The 15,231-nt window shown below is 48.0% G+C and carries 12 protein-coding genes; 7 read left to right on the top strand and 5 right to left on the bottom strand.

Going from position 1 to position 15,231, the window contains the following annotated elements:
* Positions 1–15: 15 nt before the first annotated feature.
* The 3 genes from ABWW03_RS15010 to ABWW03_RS15000 all read right to left on the bottom strand — a co-directional run bounded on the left by ABWW03_RS15010 (position 16) and on the right by ABWW03_RS15000 (position 6,359).
* Positions 16–1,980, bottom strand: coding sequence for an alpha/beta hydrolase family protein (locus ABWW03_RS15010; protein ID WP_353409541.1), 1,965 nt, complete (start codon positions 1,978–1,980; stop codon positions 16–18).
* A 95-nt stretch (positions 1,981–2,075) separates the two neighbouring features.
* Positions 2,076–5,363 carry a TonB-dependent receptor domain-containing protein gene (locus ABWW03_RS15005; RefSeq protein WP_353409539.1) on the bottom strand — a complete coding sequence of 1,096 codons (3,288 nt, stop codon included), beginning with the start codon at positions 5,361–5,363 and terminating at the stop codon, positions 2,076–2,078.
* Between the two features lie 393 nt (positions 5,364–5,756).
* A complete protein-coding gene (locus ABWW03_RS15000) occupies positions 5,757–6,359 on the bottom strand; it encodes a peroxiredoxin (protein WP_353409537.1) in 603 nt (200 codons plus the stop codon).
* Positions 6,360–6,680: 321 nt separating this feature from the next.
* Between ABWW03_RS15000 and ABWW03_RS14995 the strand changes: the two genes are divergently transcribed.
* The 4 genes from ABWW03_RS14995 (at position 6,681) to ABWW03_RS14980 (ending at position 10,388) form a co-directional block, all read left to right on the top strand.
* Positions 6,681–6,890: a bacterioferritin-associated ferredoxin gene (locus ABWW03_RS14995; protein ID WP_353409535.1), complete on the top strand. Its 210-nt coding sequence runs from the start codon at positions 6,681–6,683 to the stop codon at positions 6,888–6,890.
* A gap of 304 nt (positions 6,891–7,194) precedes the next feature.
* Positions 7,195–7,662 carry a bacterioferritin gene (bfr, locus tag ABWW03_RS14990; protein ID WP_353409533.1) on the top strand — a complete coding sequence of 156 codons (468 nt, stop codon included), beginning with the start codon at positions 7,195–7,197 and terminating at the stop codon, positions 7,660–7,662.
* 181 nt (positions 7,663–7,843) lie between these two features.
* Positions 7,844–9,676: a putative bifunctional diguanylate cyclase/phosphodiesterase gene (locus ABWW03_RS14985; RefSeq protein WP_353409531.1), complete on the top strand. Its 1,833-nt coding sequence runs from the start codon at positions 7,844–7,846 to the stop codon at positions 9,674–9,676.
* 79 nt (positions 9,677–9,755) lie between these two features.
* On the top strand, positions 9,756–10,388 hold the full coding sequence (locus ABWW03_RS14980) for a Tll0287-like domain-containing protein (RefSeq protein WP_353409529.1): 633 nt from the start codon (positions 9,756–9,758) through the stop codon (positions 10,386–10,388).
* Positions 10,389–10,449: 61 nt separating this feature from the next.
* On the opposite strand, the gene ABWW03_RS14975 is transcribed toward ABWW03_RS14980, so the two are convergent.
* Positions 10,450–10,803, bottom strand: coding sequence for a DUF805 domain-containing protein (locus ABWW03_RS14975; RefSeq protein ID WP_166843450.1), 354 nt, complete (start codon positions 10,801–10,803; stop codon positions 10,450–10,452).
* A gap of 241 nt (positions 10,804–11,044) precedes the next feature.
* Complete coding sequence (gene grxD, locus ABWW03_RS14970) at positions 11,045–11,377, bottom strand: Grx4 family monothiol glutaredoxin (RefSeq protein WP_353409527.1); 333 nt, start codon at positions 11,375–11,377, stop codon at positions 11,045–11,047.
* 292 nt (positions 11,378–11,669) lie between these two features.
* Between grxD and ABWW03_RS14965 the strand changes: the two genes are divergently transcribed.
* From ABWW03_RS14965 to ABWW03_RS14955, 3 genes are all read left to right on the top strand, one after another.
* Positions 11,670–12,836: an acetylornithine transaminase gene (locus tag ABWW03_RS14965; RefSeq protein ID WP_353409525.1), complete on the top strand. Its 1,167-nt coding sequence runs from the start codon at positions 11,670–11,672 to the stop codon at positions 12,834–12,836.
* 24 nt (positions 12,837–12,860) lie between these two features.
* A complete protein-coding gene (gene argF / locus ABWW03_RS14960; RefSeq protein WP_353409523.1) occupies positions 12,861–13,769 on the top strand; it encodes an ornithine carbamoyltransferase in 909 nt (302 codons plus the stop codon).
* A 140-nt stretch (positions 13,770–13,909) separates the two neighbouring features.
* Positions 13,910–14,956, top strand: a complete 1,047-nt coding sequence (locus ABWW03_RS14955) for an ABC transporter ATP-binding protein (RefSeq protein WP_353409521.1) — start codon at positions 13,910–13,912, stop codon at positions 14,954–14,956.
* Positions 14,957–15,231 lie beyond the last annotated feature (275 nt).

The following is a 15,231-nucleotide window of genomic DNA, read 5'->3' as shown; positions in this document are numbered from 1 at the left end:
ACCGAATCCAAAGACTTATAAGCCACCCGGACCGCAATCATTTTTCAAGAAGCCAATAATAGATTCATACAATTGCTTCTGATGGTTGTAGAACAAGGTGTTGGAGAAATGATCGGCGCCATCCAACTCAATGTACGACACCTTTTTACCTAACTTTTTCACTTCGTCCATATAACGATGCGCATGAGCCGGTGGTACACGCTGATCTACAGAACCATGGATTACCAACAAAGGAATATTCACCTTCGCCACTTCTTCAATAGGGGAAATACTGTCATCCCACATACGCAGCTGCTCAATAGCACCCGCACCGCGAATGCGCGCACGATAGAAGTTCACCTGATACTGGTTATCCGATACCGCCGCGCCCGCAATAGAACACTGATAGATGTTAGGCGTGCGAGCAGCAGCAATCAAAGCGGCGTAACCACCGTAGGACCAACCATAGAAGCCCAGACGATCTTTATCAGCCAAGCCTTGCTCAACCAGATACATCATGCCGTCATCTTTATCGTCCTGCATTTTGTAGCCACCCTGGCCACCAGCCTCGGTGTTAAATGCCGTCATGTAGTGCTCCATACCGTAGCCTTTAGAACCACGATATTGAGGCTGAAGAACCAGATAACCGTTGTTCGCCAGCATCTGTGCCCACTCGTCGTAACGAATACCCTCAGCAACAAAAGGACCACCGTGAGGCATCACAATCGCTGGAAACGGTGGCTTACCATTTGGAATGGTGATGTAAGCTGGAATGGTGCGGCCATCACGAGCTTTGTACTTAATGTACTTAACATCGGCCAACTCTTCTGCTTTCAGCAAGGGGTAAGTGCTACCGATTTTGCTGAACTTACCTTTGTGCAACAGATAATAAGTACCTGGGTCACGCGGGCCCTGATTGTAAACAGTCAGAGTATTACCATCACGAGAACGGCTGTTCACGCGAATGTACTGAGCGTTTGGCACAATGCCACGCAACTGCTCATAAACTGCGGCTTCCTGACCGTCGAAAAACTCGCGATGGGTACGATCAGTGGTGTAACTTACCGCAACCTCAGTATCGGGATGTGTCCAAGCATTACTGTGAGGTAACGTCCCGGCAATATCGACGTCTTTGCGAGCGTAAATCAGCTCACCAAACTTCTTCGTATTGACATCAAACTCCCAAAGACCTGCTTTGTCCTTTCCATTGTTGGCAACAACAAAATAGATATGTGGGTTTTCAGTATCGAAGCCCTGAACAGAGAATTCCTCAAAGCTGTCTTCGTGCTGACGATGGAATTCAACCCAATCGCCTTCACCATTCACTCGCGCATACCAGACCAAATCACCTTTCTGGATATCAAATCCGCGAGCCAGCCATGGCTTACCATTACCGTTAGTTTCGATTTGCCCTAAAGCAATCTTACCTCGAGCAACCAGGCTCTTGCCGCCGGTTTTCAAATTCAGCTCGTAATAAGCCCTTGGGCGGAACGCTTCAGACAGCTTTGAACCTTTAAAATTACCGGGAACAAAGGAGTAAATCACCTTGTTCTTTTTGGTCGGCAGAATATTTTCGATATCGGCACCGATATCTTCGTATTTTTTGATCTTCTTCTTTTTGATATCTACAGAAGCCAGAACAAATTCGTAAACACCTTGGTTAAAGCCTTCAATTTTATCACGCACTTTTTGGCGAGCGCGGAAAACGATAACGTCATCAGACGCCCAGTAGATACTCACAATCTCCATGGGGTCTGCATTTAATCGGAAAGGTTTAGCGCTGAGGTTGCCTGTTTTGTATACCTCAATAAACGGATCACCTTCTTTTGATGGGTTCGACAGCATCGCGACATGCTTTCCATCAGGAGACACCTCTACATTAGACACCGCAGAGCGCAAGGCGAAGTAATCCAGTGGATAAGGATCCCCAGCACTCACGATCGAGGAACCGAGAACCAAAACCGACAGCATCAATAGCTGAGCCAATTTTAGTGTTTTCATACATCACACCATTGTTATTTTATGCCCTAAGAAGAGCAGACAAAGAAATAGCAAGGAAAAAAAAGCCCGCTGATGCGGGCTTTTTTCAGGCCGAATTAGAACTTACGGCCCAGCTCGAAGAAGAAGGTACGTCCTCGAAGATCATAACCAACACCGATTGGAGTGTTGTTCAGAGCAAAGACTTCGTTACCGTCTACCTGCGGAGGCGCTTCATCAAATACGTTGCGGATACCACCACCAATGGTCCAAACATCACCATTGTAGTAGAACGACGCATCATGCTTGAAGTAGTTGTCAGCGAAGCCAACGTCACGACAGTCAGTACCGCCATTCGCTACACCCACACATGTATCAGAGGTGAAACCGGTACCGTTGGTGTCGAATACATCACTGAACTCATCGATGCCTTCGGACTCTTGCTCAACAGAACCAACGTAACGCACAGCCCAAGTAAAGCGATAGTCGCCATACTCTACACGGAAAGCGGTGTTACTACGCCATTCTGCAAAACCGAACTCGCCTACATCATTGTCGTAATCTTCCAGACCTTCGTCATTGGTGAAAGTAATTGAGCGCTCAATCAAACGATTGAAACGAGCATCAACACTTACATCAAAAGGCAGATCGAACATAGTGATGGTTTGCTTCCACAACAGGTTGATGTCGATACCGCGAGCGGTTTCGTTATCACGGTTGATAAAGCCTGCATCAAGATAGTCAATCAAACCATCGTCACCACGACGGATGTTGCCACAGAAAGTACTTACGGTATTCGTGGTATAACAATCATTCACCAGGAACTGACCAGTCGGCTCAATAATAGAGTTGTCGATGTCAATATCGTAGTAAGTCATACCCAGAGTCAGATCGAACTCGTCGAAAAATGGCTGCTCAAAGCTGAAACCGACGGTATAAGAATCAGAAGTTTCTTCCACCAGGTTCTGGTTACCACCGCGAGCGATTTCAACGCTGTAAGTATTGAAGCCATTGTTTGACAATGTTGTTGGATCCGCACCTTGTGCAGCACAGTTCGCCAAAACTTCTGGTGAACGAGTATCCAAAGATGGGTTATAACCACCGGAGATTGGATCCAGTGCAGCATCAGGAATCAAGCATGGGTCAAATACATCGTTAAAGCCGGTTTGCGCCTGCAAGAAGTTTTCACGCAGGTTTGGCGCACGGTATGAAGTACCAAAAGTCGCACGCAGCAATAAAGAATCTACTGGGCGGTAAGCCAACTTACCGGAGTAAGTAGAAGCACTTCCGTACAACTGATCCTTGGTGTAACGCGCAGATACGTTAGCCGTTAACTCAGTGGCCAGGAACTTGTCGGCCAACAATGGTAATTCAACCTCACCGTACAATTCACGAGTGTACTTGCTACCAGTAGCACCACCATCAGAGAAGAAGCTCACCAGCAAACCGTCACGAGCCACATCATCAGGAATTGACTTGATGCGGTCATAGCGAATTTCAGCACCGACACCAGCGATCACATTACCCGCAGGTAATTCAAACAGGTTACCAGTAAAGAAAGCTGAGAAGATTGACTGATAGTACTCAGTTTTAAAGTCGCGAGTGTCGAACAGGTAATCGCGCTCAGCTTGAGTCGCAAAATCACCCACACCACCAGGAACATACAGAGACGGTGCAAACATGTTCACAGGTACACAACCGTCGGTACCATCTGGAATACCGTCGCCATTATTATCCGCACCACAGATGAACTGACCTGGGTTATTCGGATCTTCAATAGTGGTTGCCAAAGACAGGTTCAAACGGTCGGCACGAATACCAGGACGACTGGAATCACCCTCAGACTTGCTGAACGACCAGTAAGTATCAAAGGTCCAATCATTCAGAGTACCGATATTGAACTGTGGCAAGTCACCACGCAAACCACCAACAAAGCGGAACTGCTCAATCTCAACGTTGGTGATGTTTCGATCACCACGAACCGATACGATCGGAGTCGATGCAGCTGGACCAATTGGGCCTACCAAGAGACCGAAATCAGCCGGAGTGCCACCAAAGCGCGCACGCACTTGCTCAGCAAACGCTGGGTTAGTCAGCAATTCATCATAAGCCAGACCACAATCAACGCCATTCACACCATTAGGGTTACACAGGTTGAATGGGTTATTGGCCGGAACACTTGGAAACAACTGACCTTCACGGCCACGAATAGAAGTTTCACGCTTTGAGTACAGAGTCTCAAAGTAAGGTGTCAGGTTCATATCACCATCAAAGGTGTACTCACCGTAGAACATCGCGTTGGTACGCTCTTGATCCGGGAACAAGTGTGCGTAACCCTGGTTGGTGCCGTTCAGGGCATAATCCTGATAGGAAGTATCGGCAACACCGTCGCCATCAATATCAATACCAATACCAAAACGGTCGGTTTCGGTAAAGTTTGGCCAGCCGCCATTTGAGCTGCCAGGAGTGTAGTAAATACTACCCGCACTCGGTACAGATACACGACCTACCAGTCGCTCAGTCGCCAGACAGCCACCCGTTGTTTCCATTCCAAGAGTTTCGGTATAGAAACGCTCTTCCTGGTAAATATTGCCGTCTAAGCCAATTTCGCGGTGCTTCTCACAACCCTCAGTCCAAGGACGATCATCGAATGATACGGAGTCAGAATTGAAGTAATCCAGACCGAAACCAATGAAGCCGCGGTCCCAGTTTTTACCCCAAGTTACCGTCAAGGTGTTTTCTTCACCATTGCTGTGCTCAGGTTGAGTCGAAAAGCCACTGATTTCCAGACCATCAAAATCCTTCTTCAGGATCATGTTAGCCACACCAGCGACCGCATCAGAACCGTAAATGGAAGATGCGCCATCCAGCAGCAAGTCATACTGTTGTACCAGACCGGAGGGAACCAGACTCAAGTCAGGGGCAGAAGGCGCGCCCTCAACACCCGCTGGAGCCAAACGGCGACCATTCAACAGAACCAGAGTACGACCTGCACCCAGACCACGCAGGTCGACAGTGGTCGCACCAGGGCCGTTATCCAGTACGAAACCAGAGAAGGTCAAATCGATTTGCTGACCGGCAGCGGCGCCGGTAGATTGCAGAATATCGGCGGGGTTAATCAAACCCACATCCTTGGCGCCTTCGGCGTCAATTACCTGCAAAGGGGATACACTGCTGAAGGTATCACGCTTAAGGCGAGAACCCGTTACTACAACCTCTTCAATGTCTCTTTTCTTTGCCAGACGGCCTGAGCTTTGCTCTACCTGTTCGTCTGCGGCTGCAACCTGCTGCTGAGTAATTTCCTGGGCATAAGCCGGGAAAGATACCGCAGAGATCAGAGCTGCAACAGATACACCGGCCGCCAGAGGCTTACGCTGCCACTTTGCGGTCTTATGACGGTTGATCATACATACTCTCCAATGTTTATAGTTTTTATTCCCCCATTTACAAAACACATTGCCTGCACATGACAAAAATTTCATAAAGGGTTAACGTAAAGTTAACGAAAGTAAAAACCCCTCCCTCAATAAAATTTCAAAATTTGAAACTTTTTTACTATATACACCGTCATATATAAGTTAACACCGAATTTTATTGGCATTTCAATCATTTATATCATGATTGTTTCGTAGCAACTCTCTCCTCACCTTTCAAAACTGGCCATTTACACCACCTTTTAGTCCATTTTCACCATAAGACAATAAGGTGAGTTATTATTCGCCAGCTAGCCCAAAATGCGGGCAATAAAAAAGGCCGCTTACTGTCGCAAGCGGCCTTTCTTGAAGCGAATGTGACAACAATTACAGCTTGTCAGCATTCTCACTCAGATAAGCAGCAACACCGTCCGGAGAAGCGGTCATGCCCTTATCACCGTCCTGCCAACCAGCAGGACATACTTCACCGTGCTCCTGGTGGAACGCCAGAGCGTCAACCATACGCAACATCTCATCAACATTACGACCCAGAGGCAGATCGTTAACTACCTGGTGACGTACCAGGCCATCTTCGTCGATCAGGAAAGAGCCACGGAAAGCCATGCCACCTTCAGACTCAACATCGTAAGCCTGGCAGATCGTGTGATTCATATCAGCAACCAAGGTGTACTTAACAGGACCGATACCACCTTCGTTTACTGGAGTGTTGCGCCATGCGTTGTGAGAGAAGTGAGAATCGATAGAAACACCAATCACCTCAACACCGCGCTTTTGGAACTCTTCGATACGGTGGTCGAAGGCCAGCAATTCAGAAGGACATACAAAGGTGAAGTCCAGTGGGTAGAAGAAAACAACGGCTTTCTTGCCCTTAGTGGCTTCGGCCAGGTTGTAACTGTCGACGATTTCACCAGAACCCAAAACGGCTGCTGCAGTAAAGTCTGGAGCTTGCTTACCAACTAAAACGCCCATATTTGTTCTCCCTTAAATAAGAAACAGGTATATAAAAGGCCCAGCAAACGCTGAGCCTGAAAATCTCGTGCGCCAACACCAATTAAAAGCGATTGCAGCGAGGCTCCTCGCGCAAAAAACAATCAGCACTCTATTGGGTGATAGCTGAAAACTATAATACACCCCCTGCTTTCCCTGTCCCATTGTTTTTTTTAATAGTATCGATAGCGCCTCCCATCAATATTCTTGATGAAAATCAACTTCAGCTGCGAATTCAATTGACACTCATTATCATTAACAATACCATAGCACCCATATTGTTCAACAACCCTGAATTTGCCCATGTACGTATGCCTCTGTAAAGGAATCACCGATAGCCAAATCCGCGATGCGGTTTGCGCAGGTGCCAGCTCTGTGCGCCAAGTGCGCAAGCAGTTAGGGGTTATGTCCCAGTGCGGTAAATGTGGCATCCTGACCAAGGAAATTGTTCAGGAAACGGTTGAACAACGTAACCTCGACGCCGGCGAATCCCTGTTTTACGCGGCCTGTTAGGCTCTTCTTTCCACTCTTTTCATATCCATACCCTCTTCATCTTTGCTCAAGGCGAAGCGATAGTCTGTTACTCCGTGTAAATCCCTCTGGAAAAAGTGAAATAGCCACTCCCCTAAGCTAAAAGCACCTGATAATCATATTCAATACCATTAATTTTTATTTTAAAATCAATCACTTAGAAAGAAATACCCCTTGACTTGCCCGCACCTGAGATCCACACTTGCAAGGCTTACCCGCCATGGGTACCCCAAAAACCGTGTAATACCAAAATCGTGTTAAACCTTGATAAGACAGGAAATTCATCATGAGAGGCGACAGCAAAGTAATTGAGCACTTGAACCAGGTTCTGGCCAATGAACTGATTGCCATTAATCAGTACTTTTTACATTCACGCATGTTTAAGGACTGGGGCATCAAAGAGCTGGCCGAACACGAATATAAAGAGTCCATCGAAGAGATGAAGCACGCCGATGACATCATCGAGCGCATCTTGTTTCTGGAAGGCATCCCCAATCTGCAAGATCTCGGAAAACTCATGATCGGCGAGAATACCGAAGAGATGCTGAAATGCGATATGCGCTTGGAGTTACAAGCCATCCCCGATCTGCGTGAAGCAATCGCTTACTGCGAGTCCGTACAAGACTATGTCAGTCGTGACCTTCTGGAAAAAATCCTCCATGAGGAAGAAGAACACGTTGACTGGCTGGAAACCCAGCTGGATCTGATCGATAAAATGGGATTGCAAAATTACATTCAGTCAAAGGCATCCTAATATCCTGATCAGGGTGCCCTCTCCTACGGGGGTACCCTTCCTCTTTGTCATTCTCTCCCTCACTTCACACCAACTTTCCGACCAACTGCAGTCTTCCCAATCGCAGACAGATAATCACTAACTATACTCAAGACAAGGGACGATAAAAGATGTAAGCCAACCAGGACGGCTCCTTACGTCGATGATTGGAGATCAACTGGTGGTGGAACACTTTTTAAACGCAAGCAATGCGGCTGCATTCGGGCTCTTGCTGATCGTTTTACTTGTCTGCCGACAACAACAGGACATATCTGGCCGTCTATTGATCGCTTCTTGCGTCAGTTTTGCCAGTTACTTCTTCACGCAACTCTACCCAATAACCCCATTTTTTATGCAGCTACCCTTGGGGCTTGCCAATGGTTGCCTGGCCGCCAGCTATCTACAAAACCGTAAGTACATCGACACAACCAAAACCGTCATTTTAATCGCCACAATCACCTTGATCTTGGCTTTCAGCCCTGAGAGTTGGACGCCCTACGTCATTGCTCTCACAATGAGCGGTATTGCACTGACCATTCTTACGAAGCAATGCCGTAGTGAGTATCACTGGGCACCGGCACTTTTTTTACTGACTGTAGGTCTCTCGGGTTTACACGCGGATCTCATCATTTTTCATCTCATCGCTTATCTCTTACTGAGCTTGAGTCTTAGCGCCGTCGCTCTTTACGCACTTAACCGAAAGCTTTATGTGCAAGCCAACAGCGATCCATTGTCACAACTGCCCAACCGCCGCTGCCTCAATGAACACGCCGCCGCGCTGGCTGCCCGCGGACAAAGTTACTACCTGATACTCTTTACCCTGAATGGTATTAAACAAATTAACGATACTTACGGTTTTGCTGCGGGAGACAGCGCAATTTGGATTGCCAGCCGAAAAATGCTATCCACCGTGGGCATTGAGGATTTTCTGGGACGCAACTTTGCAAAAGAATTTGTCATCGTTACAGAACGCGAAGAAGAAGAGTTAAGCGAATTAATAAAGACTCTGGAAGAAAACATTCGCAGCATTGAATCCATTGACAAGCATAACGTCAGCATGGGTATTCACTGCGGCCTGGTCTTCAACGAAGCCGCTAAAGACAGTTTTAGTCAATGCCTGCAATCCGCATCGGCGGCATTACAGTTTGCGGTATCAGAACAACTCAGTCACACATTTATTAACGATGCCATTTTAGAAAGTGTCAATCGACGTAACGATCTGGAACAAGGGTTGCGCCAAGCAATCACCGACAAAACTCTGCAGGTTCACTTTCAACCCAAATACGATTGTAAACAACCAGATCATATCGTCGGCGCTGAGGCGCTCGCCCGCTGGCAATACCGAGGCGAAAACATTTCCCCCTTCGAATTTATTAAACTTGCTGAAGAGTGCAAGCTGATTGCCGATCTGGACCGTGTCATAATGGAGAAGTCCTGGCTACTTGGAAAACGCATGCAGGAAAAAGGCATCCCGATTAAAATTGCTGCGAACTTTTCTCCCACCAGCCTGTTAAATGGCGTGTCATTGCAGCATATGGTGCAGGACATCATCAGTGAAAATAATCTCGACCCTAAGCTAATTGAAATCGAGATCACAGAAAGCTATCTGGCTCACGGGGAAGACATTAAAAATCAATTGCAAGTGTTACGAGGTATGGGCATTTCTATCGCCATGGATGATTTTGGTACTGGCTTCTCAAATCTGGGGCAGCTGGAAGACCTGCCTTTGGACACACTGAAAATAGACAAAATTTTTGTCGACAAACTGTTGGAAAATCCAACCGTAACCGAATTTATTGTCGACCTTGCCCAAAAGCTTCAACTTCAATTGGTCGCCGAAGGTGTCGAAGAAACCCAGCAATTGCAATGGTTGAGCCAACACAGCTGCCAGATGATCCAAGGTTATTTATTGAGCCGGCCACTGCCGGAAGAAGAGTTTGTGGCCCTGCTTGAACAAAGCGCCAAACGCCCTACCGTTTTTAAACTAGCCAAATAAGTACAGACGAGCATCTCCTTTTAATATAAGGCTTAGTATATTAGAATATACTAATTTAATGAGTTAAAGGAATACACCCATGATTCGCCAAATCAGCATTGGCAGCCTGTCGCTCTGCCTCAGCTTGCATATCGGAGCCCACAGCCCTGCTCCGATCAAGCTCGAATTCAGTGAAGATCAACTGCAAGAAGAACTTCAATTCAGCCAATCCGTCAGTAAACAACTTGCGAGCAGTTTAAAGCAAACATTGATGGATGCGATCAAGCATGGAGGGTTATCCGGAGGCATTGAGCAGTGTCGAATCGTTGCACCGAACATCTCTGCACGCCTGCAAAAACAACACCCATCGAAGCTTATCAGTGCTGGCAGAACGTCCTTAAAAATCCGAAACCCCAACAATCAAGCGACGCCCTGGCAAGAAATCCAGCTGCGTGATTTTGATCAGAGCTCGTCTCTAGGACACAAACCCGCTTATCGTTATCGGTTCGTTAATCTGAATGGTCGTTATGCTTTGGAATACATGAGCCCTATCCCGACTCAGGGCCTGTGCTTAAACTGCCACGGCGAACAACTCAGCCCAGAAGTTCTAGATACTCTCAAGACACTCTACCCAAACGATCAGGCTCAAGGTTATCGGGCCGGAGATATTCGTGGCGCTTTTATTATCCGCAGCTGGTTAGATGAGTCGATGAATGAAAAGAATAGACACTGACTTGCTGACATAAAAAAGCCGGCAAACGCCGGCTTTTTTATTTAACAGTAATCCGAAAGGATTAAGCTGCCGCTTCACCCGCTTTTGGGTTTGGGCCGTACTCATTGTCCGGATGGCTATCCTGAACCAGGAATACAATCATGACGATCAAACCAATCAACGGGATTAAGTAAAGCAATTGCCACCAACCCGAGCGGCCAGTGTCATGCAGACGGCGTGCACCTATCGCCAAAGAAGGAACCAATAAGGCCAAACCGTAGATAGCCCCTAAAAAGGCTGTACCAAGAATACTATCAACAATCGACACTACGATTGAAAAAATAATGTAAAACAGAATATACATCCAGTACTGCTTACGCCTTGCACGACCGCTAAAATCAGCATATCGCTTAATGGCATCCATAAAATATTCCATACCTTCCTCCTAATGACAGCATATATTAGCGCCCGCACCTCAGGCACTTTCTTGTATTGTTCAGTATGAACAAGGCAAACATCATACATCAGCAAAAGGGATAAACAATACCTTGGTAGTTAGTCCTAATTATTAAATCAGGCAACACCACCAAAATTCGTTAGACACTTGATAAAAACAAAAAAGCCGGCGCAATGGCCGGCTTTTCAGTTTATCTTTATGTCTCGCATATAGAAGCGTATCAGCTGTCCTCGCCATTAGCTGCAACCGCTTCTTCCAACAAGGGTTTAAGCTCACCGTTGTCGTGCATTTCAGTGACGATGTCACAACCACCAATCAACTCACCATTCACCCACAACTGGGGAAACGTTGGCCACTGGGCGTACTTTGGCAGGTTTTCGCGAATTTCCGGGTTCGACAACACATCAACATAAGCGAAGCGCTGACCGCAAGCCATAACGGCCTGAGAGGTTCTCATGGAAAATCCGCATTGAGGTGCATTCGGAGAGCCCTTCATGTAGAGCAGTACGGTATTCTCTTCAATTTGCTGTTTGATGGTATCCAAAATATCCATGGGCTAACCTTTTTAACGCTGTCTAGTTGTAATGCGGCTGGAGTCCCCTCTGCGAGTCCCAATCAGGACTAGGTCGATCGCACGAACGGTCATGGGTAATACCCCAGCTCTAAGCTGCGGTATTCTACCTGAAAGCTCCCCCTACAAACCAGTTATTTCAATCCTTTTGCTGACATAGCCTTTCCTTTATGATGGAGGGCTTGGCCAGCGAATTGCTGGTCATTCTGCTTTAGGCAGCTTATATAACATTGAAAACAACAACATTCGCGCAACATAGCAAGTAGTTACTACCATGAGCCAACATTTGATGAATAACTATGGCGAGCGCAGCCATAGTTTAAACCGGGGCGAAGGCTGTTACCTCTTCGACGATACCGGACAAACCTACCTGGATGCCCTCAGTGGCATTGCTGTGTGTGGGCTGGGGCACTGTCACCCCCAGGTCACCCAAGCGATTACCCAGCAAGCGCAAACCCTGTTGCACACTTCAAATCTGTTCAATATTGAAAAGCAACAAAAACTGGCACAAGCACTCTGTGATATCAGTGGAATGGAAAAGGCCTTCTTTTCCAATTCCGGCGCCGAAGCCAACGAGGCCGCGATCAAAATCTCGCGACTGTATGCCCGAAAAAAAGACATTGCGAACCCTGTTGTGATCGTCACCGAAGGCAGCTTCCACGGTCGTACCATGGCTACCCTGTCTGCCACCGGCAATCCTAAGGTAAGACAGGGCTTTGCTCCTCTGGTAGAAGGCTTTAAGCATGTACCCTATAACGACGCCGCTGCTGTTGCGGAGCAATGTCAACAGGGAAATGTGGTCGCGGTTTTGGTTGAGCCGGTACAAGGTGAAGGTGGCGTACGGGTACCCGATGCCGATTATCTGTCCCAGCTACGACAGGTCTGTGATCAGCACGATTGCCTGCTGATGCTCGATGAAATTCAGACAGGGAACGCGCGCACCGGTCGCTATTTCGCTTTCCAGCACAGCGACATTCGCCCAGATGTATTGACCACAGCGAAAGGCCTAGGCAACGGTGTACCGATTGGAGCCTGCCTTGCTTCCGGTGTCGCGGCAGAACTGCTGCAGGCCGGCACCCACGGCTCTACCTACGGTGGCAATCCTCTGGTCTGCGCTACAGCACTGGCCACGGTTACCGAACTGCGAACTGACCGTCTACTCGATAACGTCAATGCCAGAAGCCAACAGCTGCTTGAGGGACTCAAGCAATCACTCAAAGGCTGTGAAGGAGTCAAAGACATCCGAGGCAAAGGTTTGATGGTCGGCATTGAACTCAATCAAAGTTGCACTCAACTGGTCGAGCAAGCCTGGCAAAAAGGTTTGATCATCAATGTAACTGCAGGCAACACCGTTCGGTTGCTACCGCCCCTTATTATTAACGAAGCGCAAATCGAGCAAATCATCAGCACGGTCAGCGAATTAGTACGTGGCCTCCAGTAGAGGTCACAGCGGAGAGACATCACCATGAAGCCAAGACATTTTTTAACGCTTTTGGATCTTAGCCCAGCTGAGCTAAAGCAAGTTATCGAACGCGCCGTGGAATTGAAGGCCCTGCGCAAGCAAGACGTTTCGGAAGAAACTCTACCAGGAAAAGTCCTGGGAATGATCTTTGAAAAGTCATCCACACGAACCCGAGTGTCCTTTGAGGCTGGTATGGCCCAGCTGGGCGGAAGCGCCCTGTTTTTGTCATCCAACGATACTCAGCTCGGCCGCGGAGAACCCATTGCTGATTCAGCCAGAGTGTTGTCCCGCATGGTCGACATTGTGATGATTCGAACTTTTGGCCATGAAACGGTTGAAACATTTGCAGAAAATTCGACGGTACCGGTCATTAATGCACTGACCGACAGTTACCATCCCTGCCAGTTGCTCGCCGACATGCAAACGTACTGGGAGCATCGTGGTGATATCAGTGGCAAAACCGTCAGCTGGATTGGGGACGGGAATAATATGTGTCAGTCCTACATCAATGCAGCCCGCCAGTTTGATTTCAAGCTGAACATTGCCTGCCCGGAAGGCTATGAGCCTGATCATGAGCTGATGCAAGCTAATCAGGAACGTGTTGAGTTGTTCCGAGATCCACAGCAAGCGGTAAAAGGCAGCGATCTCGTTGTCACCGACACTTGGGCTTCCATGGGCCAGGAAGAGGAGAAGCTCGCCCGTGAACAAGCATTCGCCGGCTATCAGGTCAATGAAGCGTTGATGAGCATGGCCAACAACGACGCCTTGATGATGCACTGTTTGCCCGCCTATCGAGGCCTGGAAGTCAGCAACACCATTCTTGACCGCGAAGACTCCGTCGTCTGGGATGAAGCTGAAAACCGCCTACACGCTCAAAAAGCATTGATGGAATTCCTTCTGGCACAACGCTAGCAAGCAATGTTTCCCTGGCAGAGGACAACAACTCCTCTGCCAATCCTCTTCACACACATCCGAGTTTAGCCCATAGAAAAATCGGTCTATAATCGGCGGCCTCTGTCAGGTTGAAACGACCACACCTTTTGGGACACACCTTGAGCAAACATCTACACGTTGACGAATTACGCTGTTTTTATAATGGTCATCACGACAAACCCGTTGTAGACGGGTTTTCATTTGCCATGCAAGAAGGTGATATCGCCTGCCTGCTCGGACCCAGTGGCTGCGGCAAAACCACAGTTTTACGCAGCATCGCAGGCTTCCACCCGCTAGCAGAAGGTCAGATCAATCTTGCAGGTCGACAGATCAGTACAGCAGGCCACAGTCTGGCACCGGAAAAACGTGAGATCGGCATGGTGTTTCAAGACTACGCCTTGTTCCCCCACCTGACCGTGGCCGAAAACATCAGCTTTGGGTTAAACGGGGAAAGTCAGCAGTACAAAGATGGCGAACTGCATCGACTGCTGGAACTGGTGAGCTTGCACGGCCTGGCAGAACGCTACCCCCATGAGCTGTCCGGCGGTCAACAACAACGCGTTGCTCTGGCCCGAGCTCTGGCACCGAAGCCCCAGCTGTTGCTCCTTGATGAACCCTTTTCTAATCTTGATGTGGAATTGAGGCGAAAACTTGCCCTGGAAGTTCGGGAGATATTAAAGCAACAAGGCACCACCGCCATCCTGGTCACCCATGATCAAGAGGAGGCCTTCGCGTTTGCTGATCATATTGGTGTGGTATACCAAGGGAAAATCGAGCAGTGGGCCAGCCCCTACGAGCTGTACCATCAACCTCAAACCCGCTTTGTCGCCAATTTTATTGGGCGTGGAGCTTTTGTGCCCGGCATCATCAATGATTCCGGGCACATCGATACGGAACTGGGTCCCGTACCCTGCAACCTAAACGAACCCAGTGGTACCCGAGTCGATGTATTGCTTCGTCCGGATGATATTGTCTCCAATAAGAATCAGGGCCAACCAGCAGAAGTCATTCACAAAGTCTTTACCGGTACCGCTAACCTATACACCCTGCGCCTACCTACAGGCAGCACGGTCGAAGCGGCACTTGGTAGCCACATAGATTGCGAATTGGGTGAACAGCTGCCAATTGAACTCAGTGCCGATCACGGTATTGCTTTCACGCTCTAAAAGATTCAAGGCTGTTTCGCGGACTTTCGCGACAGGTTTATCGGCGCCAATGTTTGTTCAAATGACAGCTTTGGAATAAACAAAGATTTCATTATAAATTTTCAAAAATTCATACCGAGAAAGTATAAATTTTTTCCCCAGCCCGGGATAAAGCCATCCCCCTTGGCAGCCCTTAGGGCTACTTAGGCCGAGAGATTAGCAATCACTGACGCGGTCATCAAATCACAACTTATCCACAACATACCCCCAAAATCTTTCTATTGCTTTTCAGAGCC

This window comes from Pseudoteredinibacter isoporae (assembly GCF_040372805.1).
GTDB classification, from domain to species: Bacteria; Pseudomonadota; Gammaproteobacteria; order Pseudomonadales; family Cellvibrionaceae; genus Pseudoteredinibacter; species Pseudoteredinibacter isoporae_A.
Note: the sequence above shows the minus strand (reverse complement) of the source record. Positions and strands in the feature narration are given on the sequence as shown.

Bases quoted from the DNA above. Each gene is read 5' to 3' on its own strand.
- ABWW03_RS15005 (WP_353409539.1), bottom strand. From the start codon at position 5,363: ATGATCAACCGTCATAAGACCGCAAAGTGGCAGCGTAAGCCTCTGGCG.
- grxD (WP_353409527.1), bottom strand. From the start codon at position 11,377: ATGGATATTTTGGATACCATCAAACAGCAAATTGAAGAGAATACCGTA.
- argF (WP_353409523.1), top strand. From the start codon at position 12,861: ATGAAGCCAAGACATTTTTTAACGCTTTTGGATCTTAGCCCAGCTGAG.
- ABWW03_RS14985 (WP_353409531.1), top strand. From the start codon at position 7,844: ATGATTGGAGATCAACTGGTGGTGGAACACTTTTTAAACGCAAGCAAT.
- bfr (WP_353409533.1), top strand. From the start codon at position 7,195: ATGAGAGGCGACAGCAAAGTAATTGAGCACTTGAACCAGGTTCTGGCC.
- ABWW03_RS14965 (WP_353409525.1), top strand. From the start codon at position 11,670: ATGAGCCAACATTTGATGAATAACTATGGCGAGCGCAGCCATAGTTTA.
- ABWW03_RS14995 (WP_353409535.1), top strand. From the start codon at position 6,681: ATGTACGTATGCCTCTGTAAAGGAATCACCGATAGCCAAATCCGCGAT.
- ABWW03_RS14975 (WP_166843450.1), bottom strand. From the start codon at position 10,803: ATGGAATATTTTATGGATGCCATTAAGCGATATGCTGATTTTAGCGGT.
- ABWW03_RS15010 (WP_353409541.1), bottom strand. From the start codon at position 1,980: ATGAAAACACTAAAATTGGCTCAGCTATTGATGCTGTCGGTTTTGGTT.
- ABWW03_RS15000 (WP_353409537.1), bottom strand. From the start codon at position 6,359: ATGGGCGTTTTAGTTGGTAAGCAAGCTCCAGACTTTACTGCAGCAGCC.
- ABWW03_RS14980 (WP_353409529.1), top strand. From the start codon at position 9,756: ATGATTCGCCAAATCAGCATTGGCAGCCTGTCGCTCTGCCTCAGCTTG.